Source organism: Streptomyces sp. NPDC096310 (genome assembly GCF_044763125.1).
GTDB lineage: Bacteria > Actinomycetota > Actinomycetes > Streptomycetales > Streptomycetaceae > Streptomyces.
Map to the genome: position 1 here is coordinate 92,252 of NZ_JBIWFO010000013.1, position 25,214 is coordinate 117,465.

The following is a 25,214-nucleotide window of genomic DNA, read 5'->3' on the forward strand; positions in this document are numbered from 1 at the left end:
CTGGCTCAATGGGTGGAACACGCGAAAGGGGCGCCGCACCGGGCGCCCTTCGCGGGATCAGCCGAAGACGTACTTGATTGCTTGCTGGAAGCCATAGTCAATCACGGTCACCAGACCGATCATGACGACTACGAAGACAATCACCACGGTGGTGTACGTCGTCAGCTGGTTGCGAGTCGGCCAGACGACCTTGCGCAGCTCGGCGACGATCTGTCGGTAGAAGAGCGCGAGACGGCCCAAGGGGCCCTTCTTGCCGCGCTTTCCGCCCTTGCGGGGCTTCTTCGACTCGGCGGACTCATCGTCGGCATCAGGCTTGTCGATGGAGCCCACGGCATCCGCCACTCTCTCTCACCTGATTCCGGGTCGTGACCGTGCCGCGCCCGGGGGAGCCGCACGGCGATGCATTGAATGTACGTACATGCGCACACATCCTGGCGAAGATGTGTGTAGCAGGGCCGGAGGGACTTGAACCCCCAACCGCTGGTTTTGGAGACCAGTGCTCTACCAATTGAGCTACGACCCTTTGCGTTCTCCCTCAACCTACCGCATCCGCCCGGATGCACGGAGTGCCCGGTGCGGCTTCGGAGCTGAAGGCCAACGGTCAGTGAGTGTACGTGGTCATGGGCCGTGCGTCGAACAGCTTCCCCTGGAGCCCCACGGGGCGTCCGGGGAACCGCCGGGCGAAACCTGTGTGCCGCGGAGGTTTCCGGTCTGGGACCATGGGCCCCATGAGCCCTGCAACCCCTCCCACCGAGCGCCGGGTCTCCGCCCGCATCGGCGCGATCTCCGAGTCCGCGACCCTCGCCGTGGACGCCAAGGCCAAGGCCCTGAAGGCCGCCGGGCGTCCGGTGATCGGCTTCGGAGCCGGCGAGCCCGACTTCCCGACCCCCGGCTACATCGTGGACGCCGCGGTCGAGGCCTGCCGTGACCCCAGGTTCCACCGCTACACCCCGGCCGGCGGACTCCCCGAGCTGAAGGCCGCCATCGCCGCGAAGACGCTGCGCGACTCCGGTTACGAGGTCGACGCGTCCCAGGTCCTCGTGACCAACGGCGGCAAGCAGGCGATCTACGAGGCGTTCGCCGCCATCCTGGATCCGGGCGACGAGGTCATCGTCCCGGCTCCGTACTGGACGACGTACCCCGAGTCGATCCGGCTGGCCGGCGGTGTCCCGGTAGAGGTCGTGGCCGACGAGACCACGGGCTACCGCGTCTCCGTCGAGCAGTTGGAGGCCGCCCGCACGGAGCGTACGAAGGTCGTGCTCTTCGTCTCCCCGTCCAACCCGACGGGCGCCGTCTACAACGAGGCCGACACCGAGGCCATCGGCCACTGGGCCGTCGAGCACGGCCTGTGGGTGCTGACGGACGAGATCTACGAGCACCTCGTCTACGGCGACGCCACCTTCACCTCGCTGCCCGCCGTCGTCCCCGAGCTGCGCGACAAGTGCATCGTCGTCAACGGCGTGGCCAAGACGTACGCCATGACCGGCTGGCGGGTCGGCTGGATCGTCGGCCCCAAGGACGTCGTCAAGGCCGCGACCAACCTCCAGTCGCACGCCACGTCCAACGTCTCCAACGTCGCGCAGGCCGCCGCCCTCGCCGCCGTCTCCGGCGACCTGGAGGCGGTCTCCGAGATGCGGACCGCCTTCGACCGGCGCCGCAGGACGATCGTCCGGATGCTCAACGAGATCGACGGCGTCGTCTGCCCCGAGCCCGAGGGCGCCTTCTACGTCTACCCGTCGGTGAAGGCCCTGCTCGGCAAGGAGATCCGCGGCACCCGCCCGGCGACCTCCGTCGAGCTGGCCGCGCTGATCCTGGACGAGGCCGAGGTCGCGGTCGTCCCCGGCGAGGCGTTCGGCACGCCCGGGTATCTGCGGCTGTCCTACGCGCTCGGTGACGAGGATCTCGCCGAGGGCGTCGGGCGCCTCCAGAAGCTGCTGGCCGAGGCCAAGGACTGACGCTCCCACCAGCTCCCACCAGCGACCGAACGGGTTCCCGGCCACCGGCCGGGGACCCGTTCCCCGTTCCGGATCTGCGTTCGGACAAGATCCCGATCGGGGAAAGTGGCTGCCGGTGCCTCTTTCCGTACGGCAGGATCTATGGATGGAGAGCACCACCCCCCGCCCCCGGGACCTCAGCCTGCTGCCCAAGGCTCATCTGCATCTGCACTTCACCGGCTCGATGCGCCCCTCGACGCTGCTCGAACTCGCCGACAAGTACGGCGTCCACCTCCCCGACGCGCTGACCGGCGGCGAACCGCCCAGACTGCGCGCCACCGACGAACGCGGCTGGTTCCGCTTCCAGCGGCTGTACGACATCGCCCGGTCCTGTCTGCGGGCGCCCGAGGACATCCAGCGGCTGGTGCGCGAGGCCGCCGAGGAGGACGTACGGGACGGCTCGGGATGGCTGGAGATCCAGGTCGACCCCACCTCGTACGCCCCGCACCTCGGCGGGCTGATCCCGGCGCTGGAGATCATCCTGGACGCCGTGGACACCGCGTCCAGGGAGACCGGACTCGGGATGCGGGTGCTGGTCGCCGCCAACAGGATGAAGCATCCACTGGAGGCCAGGACCCTGGCGCGGCTCGCGGTGCGGTACGCGGACAAGGGCGTCGTCGGTTTCGGGCTCTCCAACGACGAGCGCCGCGGCATGGCCAGGGACTTCGACCGGGCCTTCTCGATCGCCAGGGACGGCGGGCTGCTGGCCGCGCCGCACGGTGGCGAGCTGACGGGCCCCGCGTCCGTACGGGACTGCCTGGACGATCTGAGCGCCTCCCGGATCGGCCACGGTGTGCGCGCCGCGGAGGATCCCCGGCTGCTGCGCAGGCTCGCGGAGCGTGGGGTGACCTGCGAGGTGTGCCCGGCGTCGAACGTCGCGCTGGGCGTCTACGAGAAGCCCGAGGACGTCCCCCTGCGCACGCTGTTCGACGCGGGGGTCCCGATGGCGCTGGGCGCCGACGACCCGTTGCTCTTCGGCTCCCGGCTGGCGGCGCAGTACGAACTGGCGCGGCTCCACCAGAACTTCAGCGACACGGAACTGGCCGAGCTGGCCCGGCAATCGGTACGGGGCTCGGCGGCGCCGGCCGGGGTGCGGGAGAAGCTGCTGTCCGGGATCGACACCTGGCTGGCCGACTGACCTCCGTCCCTCTCAGAGGCTGACGCCCACCGTCACCGGCTCGTTGACCAGGGTGATCCCGAAGGCGTCGTACACCCCGGCGACGACCTCGCGCGCGAGGGCGAGCAGGTCCTCGGTGCGCGCGGCGCCCCGGTTGGTGAGGGCGAGGGTGTGCTTGGTGGAGATCCGGGCCGGGCCGGTGCCGTACCCCTTGGTGAAACCGGCCCGGTCGATCAGCCACGCCGCCGAGGTCTTCGTGCGCCCCTCCCCCTCCGGGAAGCCGGGCGGCGTCACGTCGTCGCCGAGCCGGGCCCTGACGCGGGCGGCGAACTCCGCGTACTGGGGGTCGGTGAGGATCGGGTTGGTGAAGAACGACCCCGCGGACCAGGTGTCGTGGTCCTCCGGGTCGAGCACCATGCCCTTGCCGGCCCGTAGTTTGAGGACGGTGTCCCGGGCGGTGGCGGCGGGGACCCGGTCGCCGGGCCCGACGCCGAGGGCGCGGGCGGTCTCGGCGTACTTGAGGGGGGCGGAGAGCCCGCCCGCGTCCTCCAGGCCGAAGCGGACCCGCAGCACGACCCAGCGCCCGGGGTGCTCCTTGAAGCGGCTGTGGCGGTACGAGAAGCCGCACTCGGCTCCGGTGAGCGTGACGGTCTCGCGGGTGGCGCGGTCGTACGCGACGACCTCGGTGATGGTCGTGGAGACCTCCTGGCCGTACGCCCCGACGTTCTGGATCGGGGTGGCGCCGGCGGAGCCCGGGATGCCCGCCAGGCACTCGACGCCCGCGAGGCCCGCTTCGACGGTCCTGGCGACGGCGTCGGTCCACACCTCGCCGGCGGCCAGCTCCAGCACCGTACCGTCGAGCGTGAAGCCCTTGGTCGCGATGCGCAGGGCGGTGCCGTCGAAGCCCCGGTCGCCGATGACCAGGTTGCTGCCGCCGCCGATGATCAGCAGCGGGGTGCCCGCGTCGTCCGCCTCCCGTACGGCGGCGATCACCTCGTCGTCGGTGACGGCTGTGAGGAGCCGGGCCGCGGGGCCGCCGAGGCGGAAGGTGGTCAGGGGGGCGAGAGGGGCGTCGTGGAGTACGTGCACGGCACAAGCGTAAGGGGCGCCCGTCCATTGCGAGCGCCCCTTACCCACCGGCCCGCGGGCCGGTGGTGCGTGTGTCAGCCGAGCCGGACGACGGCGCGGGCCATGCCCAGCACCTTCTGCCCCGCGCTCATCGCGGTCAGGTCCACGCGGACCCGGCCTTCCGCCAGCTTCGCCGCGACCTTCGCGCTGACCTCGACCAGCGCGCCGGTCTCGTCGTTGGGGACGACGACGGGCTTGGTGAAGCGGACGCCGTACTCGACGACGGCCCCCGGATCGCCGGCCCAGTCGGTCACCACGCGGATCGCCTCGGCCATGGTGAACATGCCGTGGGCGATGACGTCGGGGAGACCGACCTCCTTGGCGAACTTCTCGTTCCAGTGGATCGGGTTGAAGTCCCCGGAGGCACCCGCGTACCGCACCAGCGTGGCCCGCGTGACGGGGAAGCTCCGCGCCGGCAGCTCCGTACCGACCTCGACGTCGTCGTAACCGATCTTCGTGGTCATCGCTCTCACGCCCCCTCGGCGGCGCGCGCCACCAGCTTGGTCCACGCGGTCACCACATGATCGCCGGCCTCGTCGTGCACCTCGCCGCGTACGTCGATGATGTCGTTCCCGGCGAGGGACTTGATCGCCTCGATGGTGGAGGTGACGCTGAGCCGGTCCCCCGCGCGCACGGGGCGGGTGTACGCGAACTTCTGGTCGCCGTGGACGACCCGGCTGTAGTCCAGACCGAGCTGCGGATCGGCGACGACCTCACCGGCCGCCTTGAACGTGATGGCGAACACGAAGGTCGGCGGGGCGATCAGATCGGTGTGCCCGAGCGCCTTGGCGGCCTCCGGGTCGGTGTACGCCGGATTGGGGTCGCCCACCGCCTCGGCGAACTCACGGATCTTCTCCCGGCCGACCTCGTACGGCGCGGTGGGCGGATAGCTCCGCCCCACGAAGGACTGATCGAGCGCCACTGACTCGCTCCCTCCCTGATGTAAGTGACCACTACAAACGACGCGAGGCCGTCCCCAACCGGGGACGGCCTCGCGTACGAGCCTGATTCAGCGCGTTTCGCGGTGCGCGGTGTGCGAGTTGCAGCGCGGGCAGTGCTTCTTCATCTCAAGACGGTCCGGGTTGTTACGCCGGTTCTTCTTGGTGATGTAGTTCCGCTCCTTGCACTCCACGCAGGCCAGCGTGATCTTCGGGCGGACGTCGGTGGCAGCCACGTGAGTGCTCCTTGGACGGACAACGGATGAAAGGATGAACGCATAAAAGAGTAGCCGATCGAAGGACCGACCCCACAATCGGCTACTTTTGTGTAGCGGTGACCGGACTTGAACCGGTGACACAGCGATTATGAGCCGCTTGCTCTACCGACTGAGCTACACCGCTTCGATGCTGGATCCCCTCGCCCGAAGGCGAGGATCACCGAACATCTGAGCCCCAATACGGAATCGAACCGTAGACCTTCTCCTTACCATGGAGACGCTCTACCGACTGAGCTATTGGGGCGAGCGATGAAGACATTACACGGTCGCCCGCCGATCGCCCAAATCCGTTTCGTGGCCCGTCGCCCCAGGTGTCCCGCCCCGTGTCGCACGCCACTTCCGGCCCGGTCCGCCCGCGGTTCCGGCATGGTTCCGGCATGGTTCCGGCACGGGTCCCGGCGGCCACCCGTGGGCTCGCCGGTACGACTATTGCGCTCCTCCGCGAACCCCGGCCGGGGCGCCCCTAGGCTCGGCTCCGCGCTCCGTGATCTTGCAGGCGCGCGCGGACCCTCTCCCCCAGGAGCCCGATGCCCGACAGTCAGCCGCGACCGCCCGGCGGGGCCATGGCCGACACCCCCGCCCTCGTGCTCTGCGGCGCCCGGCTCGCCGACGGCCGCACCGTCGACGTACGGATCGGCGGGGGCCGGATCGAAGCCGTGGGCACATCGGGCAGCCTCCCGCCGGGCGCCGGTGCCGCGCGGGTGGACCTCGGCGGCTATCTGCTGCTGCCCGCCCCCGCCGAGCCGCACGCCCACAGCGACACCGCGCTCACCGCCGACCGCACCGCCCGGAGCCCCGCCCCGTACACCGCCGAGGACGTGCAGCGGCGCGCCACCGAGGCCGCGCTCCTCCAGCTCGGGCACGGCGCGACCGCGCTGCGTTCCCATGTACGGATCGGTGACGCCCAGGAGCTGGGGCGGCTCGCGGCGGTGCTCCAGGCGCGGCGGTCGCTGCGCGGGCTGGCGGATCTGACCGCGGTGGCCGTGCCCCGGCTGCTGACCGGGCTCGCGGGTGCCGACGGGCTCGCGATGCTGCGCGACGCGGTGACGATGGGCGCCGGGGTGGTGGGCGGCTGCCCGGACCTCGACCCCGATCCGACGGGGTACGTGGAGACGGTGCTGGAGGTCGCGGCGGAGCACGGCTGCCCCGTCGACCTGCACACGGAGGGCGCGGAGCCGGCCCGGCTGGCGCGGCTCGCGGCGCTGGCGGGCGGGGTGCCGGCCGGGGTGACGCTCGGGCCGTGCGCGGGGCTGGCGGCGCTGCCCGCCGAGGTCGCGGCGCGGGCGGCGGACCAGTTGGCGGCAGCCGGGGTGACGGTTGTCTGCCTGCCGCAGGGCGGCTGCGGGGGCGTGGAGCGGCGCGGTACGGAGCGGGCGGGCGGGGTGCGCGGGGTGGCGCCCGTTCGGCTGCTGCGGGCGGCGGGCGTACGGCTCGCGGCGGGCGGCGGGGCGCTGCGGGACATGTCGAACCCGGTGGGGCGCGGGGATCCGCTGGAGGCGGCGTATCTGCTGGCCTCGCAGGGCGGAGTGCGGGCGGCGGACGCGTACGGCGCGGTGAGCGGGGCGGCGCGGGCCGCGATGGGGCTGCCGGAGGTGCGGGTGGAGGCGGGTTTCCCCGCGGAGCTGCTGGCGGTGCGCGGGGAGCGGATCGAGGGGGTGCTGTCGCTCGCGTACAGCAGGATCGTGATCCACCGGGGGCGGGTGGTGGCGCGGACGAGCGCGGTACGGGAGTACTGCGACTCGGCGGAGTCGGGCGCGCCGGAGCTGCCGCGCCAGGGCCGTCCCGGCGCGGGTCCGTGACCGGGAGGCGCGTGGGCGGGGCGTGCCCGTGCGGCGGGGGGCGGCGGGACGTACGGTCGTGACCATGCGAATCGTGATTGCCGGAGGACATGGTCAGATCGCGCTGCGGCTGGAGCGCCTGCTCGCCGCGCGCGGACACGAGGTGGCGGGCATCATCCGCAACCCTGGTCAGGCGGAGGAGTTGCGGGCCGCGGGCGCCGAACCGGTCGTCCTGGACCTGGAGTCGGCCTCGGTCGAGGAGGTGGCGGAGGTGCTGGCGGGCGCGGACGCGGCGGTGTTCGCCGCGGGCGCGGGTGGCGGCAGCGGGGCGGCACGCAAGGAGACGGTAGATCTGGGCGCGGCGGTGCTCTTCGCGGACGCGGCGGAGCGCGCGGGCGTCCGCCGTCATGTGGTCGTCTCGTCTATGGGCGCGGACCCGGACCACAAGGGTGACGAGGTCTTCGACGCGTACCAGCGCGCGAAGGGCGCGGCGGATGTCTCCGTACGGTCGAGGTCCGGGCTGGACTGGACGATCCTGCGGCCGGGCGCGCTGACGGACGACGCGGGGACGGGCCTGGTGGCGCTGGCGGGGTCGACGGGGCGGGGCGCGGTGCCGCGCGACGACGTGGCGGCGGTGCTGGCGGCGCTGCTGGAGACGCCGGGGACGGCGGGTCTGACGCTGGAGCTGATCGGGGGCGCGGTCCCGGTGGCGGACGCGGTGAAGGCGGCGGCCGACGGCGGCTGATGTACGGGGCGTACGCGAATGGCCCCTTCCGTACGTTTCCGTACGGAAGGGGCCATCTCGATCGTGTGGCGGCGCCAGGATTCGAACCTGGGAAGGCTAAGCCGGCGGATTTACAGTCCGCTCCCATTGGCCACTCGGGCACACCGCCATGGGATGTCGCTGCCGTCCGAGCTGCCCTTTTCGGGGCGGTGCTCCTTGGCAACGACGTAAACGATACCCGATGCCGGCGGGTGCTCCGCCACCGGATTGTTCCGCGCTCGGGGCGGTCCCGGGTGACTAGGCTTTACGGCGACGGTGACGGCGTCGGCAGCGCCTCGACTGCGCCCGGCGACGACCGGCAGCACGGCAGCACCCATTCAGGCAGACCGACCGATGCAAGGAGCCACAGGACATGGCCGACTCCAGTTTCGACATCGTCTCGAAGGTCGAGCGGCAGGAGATCGACAACGCCCTCAACCAGGCCGCGAAGGAGATCTCGCAGCGCTACGACTTCAAGAATGTGGGGGCCTCGATCGACTGGTCCGGCGAGAAGATCCTGATGCAGGCGAACTCCGAGGAGCGGGTCAGCGCGATCCTCGACGTCTTCCAGTCCAAGCTGATCAAGCGCGGTATCTCGCTGAAGGCGCTGGACGCCGGCGAGCCGCAGTTGTCCGGCAAGGAGTACAAGATCTTCGCGTCGATCGAGGAGGGCATCTCCCAGGACAACGCCAAGAAGGTCGCGAAGATCATCCGCGATGAGGGCCCCAAGGGCATCAAGGCGCAGGTGCAGGGCGACGAGCTGCGGGTCAGCTCAAAGAGCCGGGACGATCTCCAGACCGTGATCGCACTGCTGAAGGGGCACGACTTCGACTTCGCGCTCCAGTTCGTCAACTACCGCTGAGGACGGCGGTTCGGGGACCGCGCCCGGAGGATGGGTGCGGTGTCCGAATTCCGCCAGCTCGTTGGCTTCCAGGGGCGCAGACTCGTCACTGAGCGGTCGGTGAAACGCACCGCATGGAGAGGAGCGAGTGATGACAGTCACCTTGTACACCACGGTCGGCAGCCCGCTGGGCGACGTACTCCTGGCCGGTGTGGAGTCCGCCACGGCGCGGGACGGCGTGGCGCTCGCCTCGCTCTCCCTGCCGGGCCAGAAGGGCGCCGCGGTCGTCCAGGACGACTGGGTCCGCGCGCCCGAGGCGTTCGCCGGGGTCGTGGCGCAGCTCGCGGCGTACTTCAGCGGCGCGTCGACGGGCTTCGACATCGCGTACGCGGTGGGCGGTACGGAGTTCCAGCGCCGGGTCTGGGCGGCGGTGGACGGCATTCCGTACGGCGCGACGGTGACGTACGGACAGATCGCGGAGCGGGTGGGCGCCTCCGGCGCGGGGGTGCGGGCCGTGGGGACGGCGATCGGGCGCAATCCGCTGCTCGTCGTACGGCCGTGCCACCGCGTGATCGGCGCGGACGGGGCGCTGCGGGGGTACGCGGCCGGACTGGAGCGCAAGGAACGGCTCCTCGGCCTGGAGGGCGCGCTGACGGCATGACGGCCGGCGCGGCGGGAGAGGGCCGCACGGGCGAAGGCCCGGGTGGGGACGGGCTGTTCCCGGAGCCGTTCGCGGCGCGGCGGACGCGTACCGTCGTGGCGCCCGGGGCGGTGCATGTCCCGGACTGGCTGCCGGCCGAGCGGCAGCGGGAGCTGGTGGCGGTCTGCCGGGAGTGGGCGCGGGGGCCGGTGCCGATCCGGCACACGGTGCTGCCGAACGGTGGCGTGATGTCCGTACAGACGGTGTGTGTCGGCTGGCACTGGCAGCCCTACCGGTACACGCGGAGCGCGGGGGATGTGAACGGCGCGCGGGTCGCGGAGTTCCCGGGCTGGCTGGCCGAGTTGGGGCGCGCGGCGCTCGCCGAGGCGTACGGCGATCCGGCGGCCGCCACGGCGTACGCCCCGGACGTGGCGCTGGTCAACTTCTACGACGGCGACGCGAGGATGGGGATGCACCAGGACAAGGATGAGAGGTCAGCGGCGCCGGTGGTCTCCCTGAGCATCGGCGACAGTTGCCTCTTCCGCTTCGGCAACCCGGAGCGGCGGGGCCGCCCGTACACGGATGTGCGGCTCGTCTCCGGTGACCTCTTCGTCTTCGGAGGGGAGTCCCGCTTCGCGTACCACGGGGTGCCCGCAGTGTATCCGGGGACGGCCGGTCCCGCGACGGGGATGCGCGGCGGGCGGCTCAACATCACCCTGCGCGAGACGGGCCTGACGGACCCTTCGGAGCGCTCCGGCGCCTGAGCGCGGGGCGCTCCAGCGCCTGAGCCCGCCCCGCGCCCCGCCGGTGGCGCGTCAGCGGGACCGTGAGTGGCCGAAGAGCAGCCGGTACCCGATGAGCAGGACGAGCGCGCCGCCGATGGCGGCGACCCAGGTGGCCCCGTCGTAGAAGTCGTTGCTGATCGGCCGGTCGAGCCAGGTCGCCGATATCCAGCCCCCGATGAAGGCCCCGGCGATCCCTATGAGGGTCGTCCCGATCAGCCCGCCGGGGTCCCGGCCCGGCAGCAGAATCTTGGCGGCGGCGCCGGCGAGCAGTCCGAGAATGATCCAGCTGATGACACCCATGCCCTGAACCTGCCTTTCTTGCGGTATCGCCCTCAATGACGCCGCGGAGGCGGGCCGTGGTTGCGATGGTGATGACGGTGCTCAGCAGCCCGGGGACGTGGCCAGGGGAAGTGACCGGGGGACGTGGGGCACGGCCGGACGGGCTCCTGATGCTGAGTGATCAACTACCCCGCATCCCCTGAGGCATACGTCCGCATTCGGTAACAGCCCCGAACGGGGGCGACGGGCGTCGGCGCGGCTCCGTCAGCGGGCGGTGAAGGGCTGGTCCGTGGAGACGATCTCCTTGCCGAGCGGCATCAGGGAGAGCGGGATCAGCTTGAAGTTGGCCAGGCCCAGGGGGATGCCGATGATCGTGACGCACTGGGCGATGCCGGTGACGATATGGCCGAGGGCGAGCCACCAGCCCGCGAGGACCAGCCACAGGACGTTGCCGACGCACGAGGGCGCGCCCGCGTCGCGGCGGTCGACCGCCGTGTAGCCGAAGGGCCACAGGGCGTAGACGCCGATACGGAAGGCCGCCACGCCGAAGGGGATGCCGATGATCGTGATGCACAGCAGCACACCCGCGAGCATGTACCCGAGGAAGAGCCAGAATCCGCTCAGGACGAGCCAGATAATGTTCAGGATTGTCTTCATGCTCGAGGACCTGCCATCTGTTCTAGTCGGGCGATGCGTTCCGCCATCGGCGGGTGCGTGGAGAACAGTTTCGAGAATCCCTGGCCGGGACGGAAGGGGTTCGCGATCATCATGTGGCTGGCTGTCTCGATGCGCGGCTCGGCCGGCAGCGGAAGCTGTTTCGTTCCGGCTTCCAGCTTACGCAACGCACTCGCCAGGGCGAGCGGGTCGCCGGTGAGCTGGGCACCGGACGCGTCGGCCTCGTACTCGCGTGAACGGCTCACCGCGAGCTGGATGACCGAAGCCGCCAGCGGCCCCAGGATCATGATCAGGAGCATGCCGAAGAGGCCCGGGCCGTCGTCGTCGTCCGAGCGGCCGACGGGGATGAGCCAGGCGAAGTTCACCAGGAACATCACCACGGACGCGAGGGCCCCGGCGACGGAGGAGATCAGGATGTCCCGGTTGTAGACATGGCTGAGCTCATGGCCGAGGACTCCGCGCAGCTCCCGCTCGTCCAGGATCTGGAGGATCCCGTCCGTGCAGCAGACGGCCGCGTTGCGCGGATTACGGCCGGTGGCGAACGCGTTGGGCGCCTGGGTGGGTGAGATGTACAGGCGCGGCATGGGCTGGCGCGCGGCCGTCGACAGCTCACGGACGGTGCGGTAGAGCTGCGGCGCCTCGAATTCGCTGACGGGGCGTGCGCGCATCGCGCGTAGAGCCAGCTTGTCGCTGTTCCAGTACGCGTACGCGTTGGTGCCGACCGCCACGACGAGCGCGACGATCAGACCCGTACTGCCGAAGAAACTGCCGATCGCGATGATGAGTGCGGACAGTCCCCCGAGGAGTACGGCGGTCCTGAGCCCGTTGTGCCGGCGGTGCACGGTACGCCCTCCAAGTCATGCGGCAGGGGAACCCTTTTGCCTGGTGCTGCTCCACTCTCCAGTGGACCCTTCCGTACAGGTCAACGCGAGGCGGGCGGTCCGGGTTCCCCGGCGCGCCCGGACGGGGGGCGTACGCCGTCCGGGTGGTCGTGGTGTGCGCTCAGAAGAGGCTGACTCCGGCGAAGCGCAGCACCAGTTGCGGTGCGCCCGAAAGGGCGATGCCCGCGACGGCGGTCAGCGCGATGGCCACGGTGAGGGCGGGCGCCGGGGCCAGGGCCGCCGTCCCGGCGCCGTCGGCCGTCGCGATGGAGGCGTCGGCATCTTCTCGCGCCCCCTCCGGGGAGCGGAAGAGGACCGCCGTCCACGTGAGGTAGTAGAAGAGCGCCACGACCACGTTGAGGGCCATGACGACCGCCAGCCAGCCGAGTCCGGCGTCGACCGCCGCGGAGAAGACGGTGACCTTGGCGAACAGGCCGATGATGCCCGGCGGCAGCCCGGCCAGGCAGAGCAGGAAGAAGCCCATCGCGAGCGCGGCGAGCGGCCGGCGGGCGTAGAGGCCCTGGTGGTCGGAGATGCGGTTCAGCGGCTTCGTACGGGCCACGAGCGCGACGACGGCGAACGCGCCGAGGTTGACGACGGCGTACATCAGGGCGTACGCGACGGTGGAACCGATCCGGTCCGTTCCGCCGCCCCGGCCGCCGCTCCCGTCCCCTGCCCCGCCGTACGCGGCGGCGGCGATCGGCACCAGGAGGTAGCCGGCCTGGGCCACGGACGACCAGGCCAGCAGCCGTACGGCGCTGCCCGTGCGCGTGGCGGACTGCCGGAGCGCGGCCACATTGCCGACCGTCATCGTCAACGCGGCGAGGACGGCGAGGACCGGCCCCCATACGGCGTGGTACGAGGGGAACGCGACGACGGTCACCAGGATGAGGCCGGAGAAGCCGACGGCCTTGCCGACCACGGACAGATAGGCGGCGATGGGCAGCGGCGCGCCCACATAGGTGTCGGGGACCCAGAAGTGGAAGGGCGCCGCGGCCGTCTTGAAGGCGAAGCCGACGAGGGTGAGGGCGACGCCCGCCTTGGCGAGGGTGGCGAGCTGGCCGGGGACGTCGTCCAGCCTTGTGGCGATCTCGGTGAGGTGCAGGGTTCCGGTGGCCGCGTACACGAAGCTGACGCCGAGCAGCATGACGGCGGTCGCGGTGACCGAGGAGAGGAAGAACTTCAGCGCGGCCTCGGAGGAGAGCCGGTCGCCGCGCCGGAGCCCGACCAGGGCGAAGGCGGGCAGGGAGGCCACTTCGAGGGCGACGACAAGGGTGGCGAGGTCGCGGGCTGCGGGCAGCAGCGCCGCGCCGGCCGCCGAGGCGAGCAGCAGGAACCAGAACTCGCCCGCCGGGAGCCGGCGCGTGTCGTGGTAGGAGAGCAGCGCCGTGAGCAGCGCCCCGCCGAGCACCAGGAGCTGGATGACCAGCGCGAAGTGGTCGGCGGTGTAACTGCACACGTCCGGTGCGGTGGTGAGGCAGAACGTGGCGCGGTCGCCGTGGCGCAGCGGCAGGAGGGTGCCGAGCGCGGCGACGAGACCGGCGATCGCCAGGCCGCCGAGGAGCGGCTTGCGGTGTTCGGGGACGAAGAGGTCCGCGACCAGGATGATCAGGGCGACCACCGCCGCGAGGGTGGGGGGCGCGATCGCGAGCCAGTCGACGGACTGAACGAGGCCGGCGGCGGCGCCGGCACTCTCGGCGGCCACGGTCACGACTTGCCTCCTGCGAGGAGCTTCTGCACGGCGGGGTCGGTGAGGCCGAGGAGGACCGCGGGCCAGAGACCGGCGAGGACGGTCAGTGCGACGAGCGGGGACCAGGCGGCGATCTCGTAGTTCTGGACGTCGGCGAAGTGGCGCGCGCCCGTGGTTCCTGGCGCGTTGTTCGCTCCCCCGGTCTCCCCGGACCTGGGGGTGGCCGCCGGCTCGTGGGACGGCGCGCCCATGCAGACACGGCGTACGACGACGAGCAGGTACGCGGCGGTGAGCAGGGTGCCGAACGCGGCGACGGCCATGAAGGTGAGGAAGGCGGGGCGGCTCAGCCCCTCCGCCGGGTCGAACGCGCCGAACAGTGCGAGCATCTCGCCCCAGAATCCGGCGAGTCCCGGGAGCCCGAGCGAGGCGACCGCGGCGAAGGCGAGCAGTCCGCCGAGGCGGGGTGCGCGGCCGTACAGCGCGGCGCCGGTCGCTCCGGCCAAGGTGTCGAGGTCTGCGGTGCCGTACCGGTCCTTGAGGGATCCGACCAGGAAGAACAGCAGGCCGGTGATGAGGCCGTGGGCGATGTTGGCGAAGAGCGCGCCGTTCACCCCGGTCGGGGTCATCGTCGCGATGCCGAGCAGGACGAAGCCCATGTGGCCGACGGAGGAGTAGGCGATCAGCCGTTTGAGGTCGCCGCCCGCGCCGCGCCGGGCCAGGGCGAGGCAGGCGAGGGAGCCGTAGATGATGCCGACGACGGCGAAGGCGGCGAGATACGGGGCGAAGACCCGCATCCCGTCGGGGGCGATGGGCAGGACGATCCGGACGAATCCGTACGTACCCATTTTGAGCAGGACACCGGCGAGGAGTACGGAGCCGACGGTCGGCGCGGCGGTGTGGGCGTCCGGCAGCCAACTGTGCAAGGGCCACATCGGGGTCTTCACGGCGAGTCCGAGACCGATCGCCAGAACGGCGGTGACCTGCACGGATGTGGTGAGACCTGAGCCGTTGTCAGTGGCGAGTGCCATCATGTCGAATGTGCCGGCCTTGACTCCGATGAGGAGCAGGCCGAGCAGCATGACGACGGACCCGAGCAGTGTGTAGAGGATGAACTTCACGGCCGCGGCCTGCCGGCCGCCGGTGACGCCTTCCGAGCCGCCCCAGCGGGCGATAAGGAAGTACATCGGGATGAGCACCATCTCGAAGGCCAGGAAGAACAGGATCAGATCGAGGACGGCGAAGGTCGCCAGCGTGCCGGATTCGAGCACGAGCAGCAGGGCGACGAATGCCTTGGGCGAGGGGCCCTGGGGCATCTTGAAGTAGCTGTAGAGCGCGCAGAGGAAGGTCAGCAGCGCGGTCAGGACCAGAAGGGGGAGTGAGATGCCGTCGACACCGAGGTGGATCCGCACGTCCAGTGCCGGGATCCACCTGATGTCCGTGGTGGCCTGCATCCTCGACGGCTGGTCGTGGTCGAAGCCGAGCGCGAGGACGATCGCGGCGATGAGGATCGCGCCGGTCACGGTCACGCCGTGGCGCAGGACGGCCTGGTCGGGGCTGCTGCCGCGGAGCCCGGGCGGGGCGGGGAGCAGGGCCGCGACAGCGCCGACGAGCGGCCCGACGATGATCAACGCGAGAAGGAACTGCATCACGGACTCACTGATATCGATCACGGCTCACGCTCCGGCGGCGACGAGTACGGCGGCGATCGCCAGGACGACGGAGCCGGCCAGCAGGGCGCTGAGGTAGGTCTGCACATTGCCGGTCTGGGCACGGCGTACGGCGGCGCCCAGCCAGCGGGCGCCGGTGCCCGCACCGCGTACGTAGGTGTCGACCACCTCGCGGTCCAGGAAGCGGACCAGTTCGGCGGCGGCCAGCACGGGGCGTACGAACAGGCGGTGGTAGACGGCGTCGAGATGGAAGCCGGAGGCCGCGTGGCGGTGGAGCGGGCCCAGCAGCAGCCGCCCGGGGTCCGCCGGGTCGTCGGCCGCCGAGATCGAGCCGTAGGTGGCGGTGTGTGTCCCGATGGCCTCCGCCTCGGTGAGCGCGGGCTCGGTGTGCGGGTGCATGGTGACGGCGCCCATCGGCGTACGGGCGGCGAGCGCCGTGGTGTGGCGCCAGCAGCCGTAGGTGATCAGGCCGCCGACGAGTCCCGCGCCGGTGCCCAGGACGGAGGTGGTGAGGTTCGGGGCGAGGCTGTGGCCGTCGAACCACTCGGCGAGATATCCGACGGTCAGACCGAATCCGAGGGAGGGAAGGGCGAGCACCCACAGGACGGCGCTCATGGACACGGGCTGTTTGCCGTGGTCGGGCGCCTCGGCACCGTGGCCGCGGAAGGCGAGCAGCCACAGGCGGGTGGCGTACGCGGCGGTGAGAAGGGCGGTGAGGAGTCCGGCGCACAGCACCGTCCAGCCCGCCGCGCCGGGAGCGGCGGACTCGTCGAGGGCGGCGTGCTCGGCGGCGACCAGGACGGATTCCTTGGAGAAGAAACCGGCGAAGGGAGGGATCGCGGCGAGCGCGAGCAGGGCGACGGTCATCGTCCAGTACGCGTCGGGGATGCGCCGGGGCAGTCCGCGCATCCGGGACATGGTGGCCAGCGAGTTGGTGCCGGCTGCGTGGATGACGACACCGGCGCCGAGGAAGAGGAGGGCCTTGAACGCACCGTGCGAGATGAGGTGGAAGACGGCCGCGCTCCGGTCGCCCACGGCCAGGGCGCCCGACATGTAGCCGAGCTGACCGATGGTCGAGTAGGCGAGGACCCGCTTGATGTCGTCCTGGGCGAGGGCGGCGAGCCCCGAGCCGACCATGGTGACCGCGGCCATCACGGCCAGGACGACCAGTGCCGCCTCCGAGGCGGCGAAGACGGGGAGGAGCCGGGCGATGAAGTAGATGCCGGCCGCGACCATCGTGGCGGCGTGGATCAGCGCGGAGACGGGCGTGGGGCCCGCCATCGCGTCGGGCAGCCAGGTGTGCAGGGGGAACTGCGCGGACTTGCCCGCCACTCCGGCGAGCAGCAGCAGCGCGACGAGGGTGGGGTGGTCGAGACCGCCCTCGGCGACCGTCCGCAGGACGCCGGTGATCCGGAACGTGCCGGCGTCGGCGGCGAGCGCGAACAGGCCGATCAGGAAGGGGACATCGCCGAGCTTGGTGACCAGGAACGCCTTGAGGGAGGCGGCGCGCGCCTCGGGCGTCTCCCAGTAGTGGCCGACGAGGAAGTACGAGCAGATGCCCATGATCTCCCAGCCGACCAGAAGCACCATCAGGTCGCCCGAGTAGACGACGAGCAGCATCGCGGAGGTGAAGAGCGAGACCAGAGCGGCGTACGAGGAGTAGCGCGCGTCACCGCGCAGATAGCCCGTCGAGTAGATCTGCACGCACGACGCGACGACGCCGACGAGGACGGCGACCAGGGCCGCGAAGCCGTCGATGTGCAGGGCGAGGTCGATGGGGACCGAGCCGGTGGGGGTGAGCTGGGTCGCGGCGTCCAGCGCCGCTTTCCCGCCACCGGCGCCACCGCCCTGGCGTACGGCCACGGTCACCGCGAGCGCGGCGGCGGCCAGCGTCGGCAGGACGGCCAGGGGGCGGACGAACCCGGGGGCGGTGCGGCCGAGCAGCAGCCCGGCGACGGCGCCCAGGAACGGCAGGACGGGGACGAGGACGGCGAGGGTCGTGGTGGTCACGCGGTGGCCTCAGTCTTCTGCGTCGGTGCCTGCTGCGCGGGGGTGGCGGTCCCGTCGGGGCCCTCGGCGGTGTCACGGAGCCGGTCGATGTCCGAGGAGCCGCGGTTGCGGTACACCATCAGCACGATGGCCAGGCCGATACCGATCTCGGCGGCGGCGATGGCGATGACGAAGAGGGTGAGCGCCTGGCCGGTGTGGAGGGTGTCGCGGAGCCACACGTCGAAGGCGACCAGGTTGAGGTTGACGGCGTTGAGCATCAGCTCGACGGACATCAGGACGAGGATCGCGTTGCGGCGCGCGAGCACCCCGTACAGACCGACACAGAACAGGAGGGCCGCGAGCACGGCGGGATAGGCGAGATGCATCAGCGCCGCTCCTTGCGGGACAGGACGATCGCACCGACGAGGGCGGCCAGCAGAAGCACCGAGAGCGCTTCGAAGGGCAGCACCCAGTTGCGGAACAGGAACGCTCCCGTGACCTCGGTGGAGCCCTGGGCCGGGCCGCGCAGGTCGATCCAGGTCGTACGGAACGCGTCGACGACGACCCAGACCAGACACACGGCGGCGACGGCGGCCACCGCGAGCGCGAGCGGACGGTTGCCCGAATCGGCGTCCGGGGAGCGGCCGATGGGCGCCTTGGTGAGCATCAGACCGAAGAGGAGGAGGACCACCACGGAACCGAGATAGATCAGGACCTGCACCCAGGCGATGAACTCCGCCGTCAGCAGGAGGTATTCGACGGCCAGGCCGCCGAGCGCGACGACCAGCCAGAGGGCGGCGTGCACCAGCTGCCGGGTGGTGACGGTGATCAGGGCCGCGCCGAGGGTGACCAGGCCGACAAGGACGAAGGCGATCTCGACGCCGGACGGCGACAGGAAGGCGTGTCCGGTGGCCGCGGCGGTCAGTGCGGGGCTCACTCCCCTGCCTCCCGCTCCCGCTCGGCCGCCGCGGCGAGCTTCTCCACGGCCTTGCGGGCCGCGCCGAGCTCCTTCGGCTCCTCGGCGGCGGGGTCGAGCGCGGGCGGCGCCGGCACCGTCCACATCCACTCGCGGAGCTTGTCCCGCTCATGGGTGAGTTCGCGGATGTCCGTCTCCGCGTACTCGAACTCCGGTGACCAGAACAGCGCGTCGAAAGGACAGACCTCGATACAGATACCGCAGTACATGCAGAGCGAGAAGTCGATGGCGAACCGGTCGAGGACGTTACGGCTGCGCTCGCGCCCGCCGGGGGCCGCCGCCGGGACCGTCTCCTTGTGGGAGTCGATGTAGATGCACCAGTCGGGGCACTCACGGGCGCAGAGCATGCAGACCGTGCAGTTCTCCTCGAACAGGCCGATCACGCCCCGGGAGCGGGGCGGGAGTTCGGGCTGCCTTTCGGGGTACTGCGCGGTGACGGTCTTCTTCGTCATCGTCCGCAGGGTGACGGCGAGGCCCTTGGCCAGGCCGGATCCGGGGATCGGGGACATGGTTAGCTGATCGCCACCTTCACGATGCCGGTGAGCGCGATCTGCGCGAGAGCGAGGGGGATGAGCACGGTCCAGGCGAGTTTCTGGAGCTGGTCCTCGCGCAGCCGCGGATAGCTGACCCGCAGCCAGATCACGACGAAGGCGAGGACGGCGGTCTTGAGGAGGGTCCAGACCCAGCCGAGCCCCTCGGCGCCGAGCGGACCGTGCCAGCCGCCGAGGAAGAGGACGGTGGTCAGCCCGCACAGCACGACGATGCCCGCGTACTCGGCGAGCAGGAACAGGGCGAAGCGCAGACCGGTGTACTCGGTGTAGGCGCCGAAGATGATCTCGGAGTCCGCGACCGGCATGTCGAAGGGCGGCCGCTGGAGTTCCGCGAGGCCCGCGGTGAAGAAGACCAGCGCGCCGACGATCTGCCAGGGCAGCCACCACCACTGGAAGGCGTCGAGGATACCGAGCAGGGAGACGGTGCCGGCGGCCATCGCGACGGACGCGGCGGCGAGCAGCATCGGCAGTTCGTACGCGAGGAGTTGGGCGGCGGTGCGCAACCCGCCCAGGAGGGAGAACTTGTTGGCCGAGGCCCAGCCCGCCATGAGCGAGCCGAGCACGCCGACGCCCATCACGGCGAGCACGAAGAAGATGCCAGCGTCGACGACCTGGCCGACCGCGCCCTCGCCGGGACCGATCGGGATCACGAGGACGACGAGGAGGTACGGGAGGAGGGAGACGGCCGGGGCGAGCTGGAAGACCCGCCGGTCGGCGTCGGCCGGGACGACGTCCTCCTTCTGCGCGAACTTCACCCCGTCCGCGACGAGCTGGGCCCAGCCGTGGAAGCCACCCGCGTGCATGGGGCCGAGGCGGCCCTGCATATGGGCCATCACCTTGTGCTCGGTCTGTCCGACCACGAGAGGGACCACCATGAACACGGCGAAGACGATGACCAGCCGGAGGGCGACGTCGAGTACGTCGTTCACGCGTCTCCTCCCGTTTCGGGACGGTTGCCCTCGGGACGGGGCTCGGGTTCGGCGTGCGGCCCGGGTTTCGTGTCCGGCTCGGGCTTCGTGTCCGGGCCGGACTTCGTGTCCGGGCCGGACTTCGTGTCCGGGCCGGACTTCGTGTCCGGGCCGGACTTCGTGTCCGGGCCGGACTTCGTGTCCGGCTCCGGCTTGGCCTGGGGCTCCGGTTCGGTTTCCGGGGTCGGGCGGCGCCAGGGGGCGTCCTGGGCGGGCCGGTCCGGGCGCTGGGAGGTCGAGCCCTCGGAGACGCTGCGGGCCCGGCGGGCGGGCGCCGGGGCGGAGGACGGGGCCGCGCCCGGCGTCGTACCGCCGCCCTCGTCCGCCGCGGCGCGGGTCCGGCGCGCCGGGCGCTCACCGGCAGCCGCGCCTCCGGCGGCGCGGGCGCCGCGTGCGGGGCGGGCCGGGGCAGGCGGGAGCTGGCCCTTGAGGGGGCCCCATTCGTTCGGGTCGGGGACGCCCGGCGGGAGCATCTGGCGGCGCTTGGGGCCGCCGTGCTCGGACTCGCCCGGCTCCTTCGCGCCGGGCCACGCCTTCGCGACACGGGCCGCGAGGATGAAGTCCTTGCGCAGCGGGTGGCCTTCGAAGGCCTCGGGGAGCAGGAGCGGGACGAGGTTCGGATGGTCGGTGAAGGCGACGCCGAACATCTCGTGCGTCTCCCGTTCGTGCCAGCCCGCGCCCGCGTAGACCCCGACGGCGGTGGGCAGGACGGCCGCGTCGTGCGGGACGGTCGTACGGACGAGCAGACGGCGGACCGTACCCGGTCCGACGCCGGCGACATGTGCGCAGACCCGGAAGCCCGTGCCCGGTTCGTCGACGGCGCTCAGCCAGTCGAAGTAGCTGAGGCCCAGGGTGGACCGGGCGGTTTCGAGGGCGCTGATCCAGGACGCGGGGGGCACGTCGACCGTGAGCAGGTCGTACGTCAGCTCGGCCGTGGCGCCCTCGCCGAAGATCTCGGCGGCGGCGTCGGGCAGCCGGTCGTAGCCGGCCGCGGAAGCCTGGTCGGAAGCGTTCACGACGCGGACTCCCCCGCTGTGCCCGTGCCCGTACCGGTCCCCGTATCCGACCCCGTGCCCATACCGGTTCCCGTACCCGTGCCCGGTGTCGGCGGGGCCGGTACCAGGCCGCTGCGCAGTGCGGCGGTGGAGGGCCTGCCGCCGGTCGCGTACCGCTCCTTGAGCGATTCGCGGGCGATCTTCTCCTGAAGCTTCAGGATGCCCTGGAGAAGCGCCTCGGGCCGCGGCGGGCAGCCCGGCACGTAGACGTCGACAGGGATGATCTGGTCGACGCCCTTCGTCACCGAGTAGGAGTCCCAGTACGGGCCGCCGCAGTTGGAGCAGGCGCCGAAGGAGATCACGTACTTGGGCTCGGGCATCTGCTCGTACAGCCGCTTGACGGCGGGCGCCATCTTGTCCGTGACCGTGCCGGAGACCACCATCAGGTCCGCCTGGCGCGGCCCCGGCGCGAACGGGATCACGCCGAGCCGGATGAAGTCGTGCCGGGCCATGGAGGCGGCGATGAACTCGATCGCGCAGCAGGCGAGCCCGAAGTTGAAGACCCAGAGGCTGTAGCGGCGGCCCCAGTTGAGCACGACCTTCATCGGCTCGGGCGCCAGCCGGGAGAGCACCCCGAGGCGTTGCGGGTCCGGCAGCGGTACGGGCGCGGGGACCCGGCTCGCGCCGGCGGCCGGGTCGGCGGGGGTCACGTCCATTCCAGGACGCCCTTCTTCCATGCGTAGAGCAGTCCCACGGCCAGGAAGCCGAGGAAGATGAACATCTCGGCCAGTGTCGTGGCCCCGTACCCCGGCGCGGCGAACACGGTCGCCCACGGGAACAGGAAGACCGAGTCGACGGCGAAGATCACGTAGAGGAACGCGTAGACGTAGTAGCGGACCTGGGTGTGGGCCCACCCCTCGCCCACCGGGTCCACTCCGCACTCGTACGTGAGCAGTTTCTCGGGCGTCGGCACCACCGGTCGCAGCAGCCGGCCCGCTCCGAAGGCGACGGCGACGAACAGCACACCGACGACCGCGAGCAGCCCGACGACCGAATAGCTCTGGAAGTAGTCCGACGCGAGAACGGTCGATTGCGACACGTCCGCCCCTCGCTCCCTGACGTCATAGCGACTTCATCGACTTCATCGACTTCTTCGACGATCTGTACGCACGGGAGTCTAGGCCCTGCTAAAGAAACGGTAAGCAGCCTGTCTCGCATAGTGGGGTTATCCCCACCGTCAACTCACCCAGCTACCCCATGGCGCCCGGCTTCCGGGCCGGGCACGCTTGGCTCTTATGACCGCGAGACCGGCCGCCCACCACGGCCTCCCCGACGACGGCCGGCCGCCCCCGGCGCGTTTCGCATACGACCGGCACACCTGGAAGGAGATCGCCTATCTCCTGAGCAATCTGCCGGTGGCGGTGGCCGGTTTCCTCTATGCGACGTTCACGCTCTTCACCGGCGTGGGCCTCTCGGTGACCGTCATCGGGCTGCCGTGGCTGGTCGCCGGGCTGACGGGCGCGCGGCTGATCGGCCGCGCGGAGCGTGCGCGGGCGCGCGCGCTCCTGGGCATACGGATCGACGAGCCGAGCCCCCTGCACGGCTCGCGGGGCCGCATGCGCCGCCGGAAGGGCCGCGCCGGGAAGACCGGCGACCCCGAGGGCTTCTTCGGGTGGGTGTGGGCCGGGCTGAAGGATCCGGTGGCGTGGCGGACGATGCTGTACGAGTTCGTCCGGCTGCCCTGGGGCGTGCTGACGTTCGCCGTCACGCTGGCGGGGTTCATCGTGCTCTGGCCGGTCCTGCCGCATGTGGCGCGCGGGCTCACCAACGCCGACCGGGCCATGGTGCGCGGCCTGCTCTCGCCCTCCGACGAGCTGGAGCGGCGGATCGCGGAGCTGGAGTCGGACCGCGGGGTGGTCGTGGACACCGCCGCCGCGGATCTGCGCCGTATCGAACGCGACCTGCACGACGGCGCGCAAGCCCGTCTCGTCGCCCTCGCGATGGGGCTCGGGCTCGCCAAGGAGAAGCTGCTTGAGGACCCGAAGGCGGCGGCCGACATGGTGGACGAGGCACACGGCGAGGTGAAGCTCGCGCTCCAGGAGCTGCGGGATCTCGCGCGCGGCATCCACCCCGCCGTCCTGACCGACCGGGGGCTCGACGCGGCCCTGTCGTCCATCGCGTCCCGCTGCACGGTCCCGGTGAAGGTGACCGTCGACCTGGGCGAGCGGCCCGCCGAAGCGATCGAGGGCATCGCGTACTTCACGGTCTCCGAACTCCTCCAGAACGTCAGCAAGCACAGCGCGGCGCGCTCGGCGGCCGTCGACGTGTGGCGCACGGACGACCGGCTGATGCTCCAGGTACGGGACGACGGGCGCGGCGGCGCGCGGCTGGACGGCGGGACGGGGATGTCCGGGCTGGCCGAGCGGCTCGGCGCGGTCGACGGGCTCTTCGTACTCGACTCGCCGGAGGGGGGCCCCACGGTCGTCACCGCCGAACTGCCGTGGCGGGAGCGGGGCAGGGCCTGAGCCGACGCCGTACCCGACCACCTCCCCCTTCCCGCCCCTGTGGGGCTCACGGACCTTCCCGTGGGCCCCACAGGCGCGCCGGGCGTCCCACCGGGCCCCGTAGGTGGGGAAAACCCCAGGGTGAAGAGGGAGACCGGCCTCATGGTGCGGCGGTCGAGGCGCCGGGAGCATGGAGTTACGGCGAAGCCCCCTCGGCCTCCCCTCCCCTCCCCTCGCCTCCCTCGCAGACTCGCAGAACGGACACCTCCGATGGCCATCGACTACGGATCGCGGTCACGCTCCCACGTACTCCCCCGCGCCCTGCGCGCCCCCGTCGAGGGGCGCATGTGGCGCGAGTTCGGTTATCTGCTGCTGAGTCTGCCGATCAGCGTGGCGCTGTTCTGCTACGCGGTGACCATGACCGCCGCCGGTACCGGGCTGCTCGTCACCTTCGTCGGCATACCGGTCCTGGCCGCCTCGCTGGCCGGCTGCCGGGCCTTCGGCATGCTGGAGCGGGCCCGCGCACGGGCGCTGCTGGGACTCGACGCGGCGGAGCCCGCGCCGGTCAGGAGCGAGAAGGGCGGGCTGCTGTCCTGGGTCGGCGCGCTCCTGAAGAGCGGGGTGTCCTGGCGCCATCTGCTGTACGCGGTGTTGCACCTGCCGTGGGCGGTGGGCGCGTTCGTGCTCTCCGTGACGTTCTGGTCGGTGAGCTGGTCGCTGTTCCTCTACCCGCTGTGGCAGTGGGTGTTCCCCTCCCATCTGGACCAGCCGGGCATCGGGATCAACGTCGACGGCAACGGCAACGGCTTCTACGCCGACACCCCCTTCGAGATCGCCGGCGCCAGCGTGCTCGGATTCCTGCTGGTGCTGATCTCCCCCTGGCTGATCCGCGGGCTGTCGGGCGTGGACCGGCTGATGGTCCTCGGTCTGCTCGGCCCCTCGCGGCTGGCCAACCGGGTCTCCGAACTGGAGTCGGACCGCGGGGTGGTCGTGGACACCGCCGCCGCGGATCTGCGCCGTATCGAACGCGACCTGCACGACGGCGCGCAGGCCCGCCTCGTCGCCCTCGCGATGGATCTGGGGCTGGCGAAGGAGAAGCTGGCCGAGGACCCGCGGGCCGCCGCCGTCATGGTGGACGAGGCGCACGGCGAGGTGAAGACGGCCCTTCAGGAGCTGCGGGACCTGGCGCGCGGCATCCATCCGGCCGTCCTCACCGACCGGGGGCTCGACGCGGCACTCTCCGCGATCGCGTCCCGCTGCACGGTCCCGGTGACGGTGGAGGTCGACCTGCCGGCCAGGCCCGCCGCGGCGATCGAGGGCATCGCGTACTTCACCGTCTCCGAACTCCTCCAGAACGTCAGCAAGCACTCCCGGGCCCGGCGGGCCACGGTGGACGTCTGGCGGACGGAGGGCCGGCTGATGCTCCAGGTCTCGGACGACGGTGTGGGCGGGGCGGACGCGGCGGCGGGCAGCGGGCTCGCCGGGCTGACGGAGCGGCTGGACGCGGTGGACGGCGTACTGGTCGTCGACTCCCCGGCCGGCGGCCCGACGACGATCACGGCGGAACTACCCTGGCGCGGCTGACCGGGCACACCGGACCCGGCGCGGCTGCCGCCCTCACGTACTCCGCCCCACGTACTCCGCCCCACGTGCCCCTCCCCCACGTACCCCTCCCCCCACGTACTCCGCCCCCGCGGGCTCCGGCCCCCCGGGGGCACCCGCGCGCCGTGCCCCGCCGCCGGGCGGAATTCGGTGCGGGGGGCCACGGCGCCATCCG

At 71.5% G+C, this 25,214-nt stretch carries 27 protein-coding genes and 4 tRNA genes; 9 read left to right on the forward strand and 22 right to left on the reverse strand.

Annotated features, from left to right (window positions below):
• Window positions 1-57: 57 nt before the first annotated feature.
• Together secE and ACIQ7D_RS23395 are read right to left on the reverse strand one after the other, a co-directional pair.
• Complete coding sequence (gene secE / locus ACIQ7D_RS23390) at window positions 58-342, reverse strand: preprotein translocase subunit SecE (RefSeq protein WP_329828543.1); 285 nt, start codon at window positions 340-342, stop codon at window positions 58-60.
• A 108-nt stretch (window positions 343-450) separates the two neighbouring features.
• Window positions 451-523: transfer RNA gene (locus tag ACIQ7D_RS23395), tRNA-Trp, on the reverse strand.
• A 205-nt stretch (window positions 524-728) separates the two neighbouring features.
• Between ACIQ7D_RS23395 and ACIQ7D_RS23400 the strand changes: the two genes are divergently transcribed.
• Both ACIQ7D_RS23400 and ACIQ7D_RS23405 read left to right on the forward strand, forming a co-directional pair.
• Complete coding sequence (locus ACIQ7D_RS23400) at window positions 729-1,955, forward strand: pyridoxal phosphate-dependent aminotransferase (protein ID WP_403940480.1); 1,227 nt, start codon at window positions 729-731, stop codon at window positions 1,953-1,955.
• A gap of 145 nt (window positions 1,956-2,100) precedes the next feature.
• Complete coding sequence (locus ACIQ7D_RS23405; protein WP_403940482.1) at window positions 2,101-3,132, forward strand: adenosine deaminase; 1,032 nt, start codon at window positions 2,101-2,103, stop codon at window positions 3,130-3,132.
• 12 nt (window positions 3,133-3,144) lie between these two features.
• Here the strand turns inward: ACIQ7D_RS23405 and ACIQ7D_RS23410 are convergent, their stop codons facing one another.
• The 6 genes from ACIQ7D_RS23410 to ACIQ7D_RS23435 form a co-directional block, all read right to left on the reverse strand.
• The gene (locus ACIQ7D_RS23410; RefSeq protein WP_403940484.1) at window positions 3,145-4,200 is read right to left on the reverse strand and encodes a UDP-N-acetylmuramate dehydrogenase; all 1,056 of its coding nucleotides are present in this window, start codon (window positions 4,198-4,200) and stop codon (window positions 3,145-3,147) included.
• A 74-nt stretch (window positions 4,201-4,274) separates the two neighbouring features.
• Entirely contained in the window at window positions 4,275-4,703 is a 429-nt protein-coding gene (locus ACIQ7D_RS23415) for a MaoC family dehydratase (RefSeq protein ID WP_403940486.1), read from the reverse strand.
• 5 nt (window positions 4,704-4,708) lie between these two features.
• On the reverse strand, window positions 4,709-5,161 hold the full coding sequence (locus ACIQ7D_RS23420) for a MaoC family dehydratase N-terminal domain-containing protein (protein ID WP_403940488.1): 453 nt from the start codon (window positions 5,159-5,161) through the stop codon (window positions 4,709-4,711).
• Between the two features lie 87 nt (window positions 5,162-5,248).
• Window positions 5,249-5,413, reverse strand: a complete 165-nt coding sequence (rpmG, locus tag ACIQ7D_RS23425; RefSeq protein ID WP_003956487.1) for a 50S ribosomal protein L33 — start codon at window positions 5,411-5,413, stop codon at window positions 5,249-5,251.
• 93 nt (window positions 5,414-5,506) lie between these two features.
• Window positions 5,507-5,579: transfer RNA gene (locus ACIQ7D_RS23430), tRNA-Met, on the reverse strand.
• Window positions 5,580-5,626: 47 nt separating this feature from the next.
• Window positions 5,627-5,699: transfer RNA gene (locus tag ACIQ7D_RS23435), tRNA-Thr, on the reverse strand.
• A 283-nt stretch (window positions 5,700-5,982) separates the two neighbouring features.
• Here ACIQ7D_RS23435 and ACIQ7D_RS23440 point away from each other — a divergent pair.
• Together ACIQ7D_RS23440 and ACIQ7D_RS23445 are read left to right on the forward strand one after the other, a co-directional pair.
• Entirely contained in the window at window positions 5,983-7,254 is a 1,272-nt protein-coding gene (locus ACIQ7D_RS23440; RefSeq protein ID WP_403940490.1) for an amidohydrolase family protein, read from the forward strand.
• A 64-nt stretch (window positions 7,255-7,318) separates the two neighbouring features.
• Window positions 7,319-7,978, forward strand: coding sequence for an SDR family oxidoreductase (locus ACIQ7D_RS23445; protein ID WP_403940492.1), 660 nt, complete (start codon window positions 7,319-7,321; stop codon window positions 7,976-7,978).
• Between the two features lie 66 nt (window positions 7,979-8,044).
• On the opposite strand, the gene ACIQ7D_RS23450 is transcribed toward ACIQ7D_RS23445, so the two are convergent.
• Window positions 8,045-8,126: transfer RNA gene (locus tag ACIQ7D_RS23450), tRNA-Tyr, on the reverse strand.
• A 243-nt stretch (window positions 8,127-8,369) separates the two neighbouring features.
• Between ACIQ7D_RS23450 and ACIQ7D_RS23455 the strand changes: the two genes are divergently transcribed.
• The 3 genes from ACIQ7D_RS23455 (at window position 8,370) to ACIQ7D_RS23465 (ending at window position 10,241) form a co-directional block, all read left to right on the forward strand.
• Window positions 8,370-8,858, forward strand: a complete 489-nt coding sequence (locus ACIQ7D_RS23455) for a YajQ family cyclic di-GMP-binding protein (protein ID WP_329828534.1) — start codon at window positions 8,370-8,372, stop codon at window positions 8,856-8,858.
• A gap of 130 nt (window positions 8,859-8,988) precedes the next feature.
• Window positions 8,989-9,498, forward strand: a complete 510-nt coding sequence (locus ACIQ7D_RS23460) for a methylated-DNA--[protein]-cysteine S-methyltransferase (protein WP_403940494.1) — start codon at window positions 8,989-8,991, stop codon at window positions 9,496-9,498.
• A complete protein-coding gene (locus tag ACIQ7D_RS23465; RefSeq protein WP_403940496.1) occupies window positions 9,495-10,241 on the forward strand; it encodes an alpha-ketoglutarate-dependent dioxygenase AlkB family protein in 747 nt (248 codons plus the stop codon). The genes ACIQ7D_RS23460 and ACIQ7D_RS23465 overlap by 4 nt, the downstream gene beginning before the upstream one ends.
• A 51-nt stretch (window positions 10,242-10,292) precedes the next feature.
• Here ACIQ7D_RS23465 and ACIQ7D_RS23470 read toward each other — a convergent pair whose 3' ends face one another.
• The 13 genes from ACIQ7D_RS23470 to ACIQ7D_RS23530 form a co-directional block, all read right to left on the reverse strand.
• Window positions 10,293-10,562 carry a GlsB/YeaQ/YmgE family stress response membrane protein gene (locus ACIQ7D_RS23470; RefSeq protein ID WP_403940499.1) on the reverse strand — a complete coding sequence of 90 codons (270 nt, stop codon included), beginning with the start codon at window positions 10,560-10,562 and terminating at the stop codon, window positions 10,293-10,295.
• Window positions 10,563-10,805: 243 nt separating this feature from the next.
• The gene (locus ACIQ7D_RS23475; protein WP_403940501.1) at window positions 10,806-11,198 is read right to left on the reverse strand and encodes a YccF domain-containing protein; all 393 of its coding nucleotides are present in this window, start codon (window positions 11,196-11,198) and stop codon (window positions 10,806-10,808) included.
• On the reverse strand, window positions 11,195-12,058 hold the full coding sequence (gene htpX / locus ACIQ7D_RS23480) for a zinc metalloprotease HtpX (RefSeq protein WP_403940503.1): 864 nt from the start codon (window positions 12,056-12,058) through the stop codon (window positions 11,195-11,197). Before htpX ends, ACIQ7D_RS23475 begins: the two co-directional genes overlap by 4 nt.
• Before the next feature lie 160 nt (window positions 12,059-12,218).
• Window positions 12,219-13,808, reverse strand: a complete 1,590-nt coding sequence (locus ACIQ7D_RS23485) for an NADH-quinone oxidoreductase subunit N (protein WP_403940505.1) — start codon at window positions 13,806-13,808, stop codon at window positions 12,219-12,221.
• A complete protein-coding gene (locus ACIQ7D_RS23490) occupies window positions 13,805-15,433 on the reverse strand; it encodes a NuoM family protein (RefSeq protein WP_403940614.1) in 1,629 nt (542 codons plus the stop codon). The genes ACIQ7D_RS23485 and ACIQ7D_RS23490 overlap by 4 nt, the downstream gene beginning before the upstream one ends.
• 27 nt (window positions 15,434-15,460) lie before the next feature.
• Window positions 15,461-17,464 carry an NADH-quinone oxidoreductase subunit L gene (locus tag ACIQ7D_RS23495; RefSeq protein WP_403940507.1) on the reverse strand — a complete coding sequence of 668 codons (2,004 nt, stop codon included), beginning with the start codon at window positions 17,462-17,464 and terminating at the stop codon, window positions 15,461-15,463.
• Window positions 17,461-17,829: an NADH-quinone oxidoreductase subunit NuoK gene (gene nuoK / locus ACIQ7D_RS23500; RefSeq protein WP_329828523.1), complete on the reverse strand. Its 369-nt coding sequence runs from the start codon at window positions 17,827-17,829 to the stop codon at window positions 17,461-17,463. Before nuoK ends, ACIQ7D_RS23495 begins: the two co-directional genes overlap by 4 nt.
• Complete coding sequence (locus tag ACIQ7D_RS23505; RefSeq protein WP_403940616.1) at window positions 17,829-18,368, reverse strand: NADH-quinone oxidoreductase subunit J; 540 nt, start codon at window positions 18,366-18,368, stop codon at window positions 17,829-17,831. Before ACIQ7D_RS23505 ends, nuoK begins: the two co-directional genes overlap by 1 nt.
• Before the next feature lie 8 nt (window positions 18,369-18,376).
• Entirely contained in the window at window positions 18,377-18,928 is a 552-nt protein-coding gene (locus ACIQ7D_RS23510; RefSeq protein ID WP_403940509.1) for a NuoI/complex I 23 kDa subunit family protein, read from the reverse strand.
• A gap of 2 nt (window positions 18,929-18,930) precedes the next feature.
• Window positions 18,931-19,899, reverse strand: a complete 969-nt coding sequence (locus tag ACIQ7D_RS23515) for an NADH-quinone oxidoreductase subunit H (protein WP_403940511.1) — start codon at window positions 19,897-19,899, stop codon at window positions 18,931-18,933.
• Complete coding sequence (locus ACIQ7D_RS23520) at window positions 19,896-20,954, reverse strand: NADH-quinone oxidoreductase subunit C (RefSeq protein ID WP_403940513.1); 1,059 nt, start codon at window positions 20,952-20,954, stop codon at window positions 19,896-19,898. The genes ACIQ7D_RS23515 and ACIQ7D_RS23520 overlap by 4 nt, the downstream gene beginning before the upstream one ends.
• A complete protein-coding gene (locus ACIQ7D_RS23525; protein ID WP_403940515.1) occupies window positions 20,951-21,649 on the reverse strand; it encodes an NADH-quinone oxidoreductase subunit B in 699 nt (232 codons plus the stop codon). Before ACIQ7D_RS23525 ends, ACIQ7D_RS23520 begins: the two co-directional genes overlap by 4 nt.
• Entirely contained in the window at window positions 21,640-22,032 is a 393-nt protein-coding gene (locus ACIQ7D_RS23530) for an NADH-quinone oxidoreductase subunit A (protein WP_403940517.1), read from the reverse strand. The genes ACIQ7D_RS23525 and ACIQ7D_RS23530 overlap by 10 nt, the downstream gene beginning before the upstream one ends.
• A 196-nt stretch (window positions 22,033-22,228) precedes the next feature.
• On the opposite strand from ACIQ7D_RS23530, the gene ACIQ7D_RS23535 reads away from it, so the two are divergent.
• A complete protein-coding gene (locus ACIQ7D_RS23535; protein ID WP_403940519.1) occupies window positions 22,229-23,458 on the forward strand; it encodes a sensor histidine kinase in 1,230 nt (409 codons plus the stop codon).
• Window positions 23,459-23,707: 249 nt separating this feature from the next.
• Window positions 23,708-25,021, forward strand: coding sequence for a sensor histidine kinase (locus ACIQ7D_RS23540; protein ID WP_403940521.1), 1,314 nt, complete (start codon window positions 23,708-23,710; stop codon window positions 25,019-25,021).
• Window positions 25,022-25,214 lie beyond the last annotated feature (193 nt).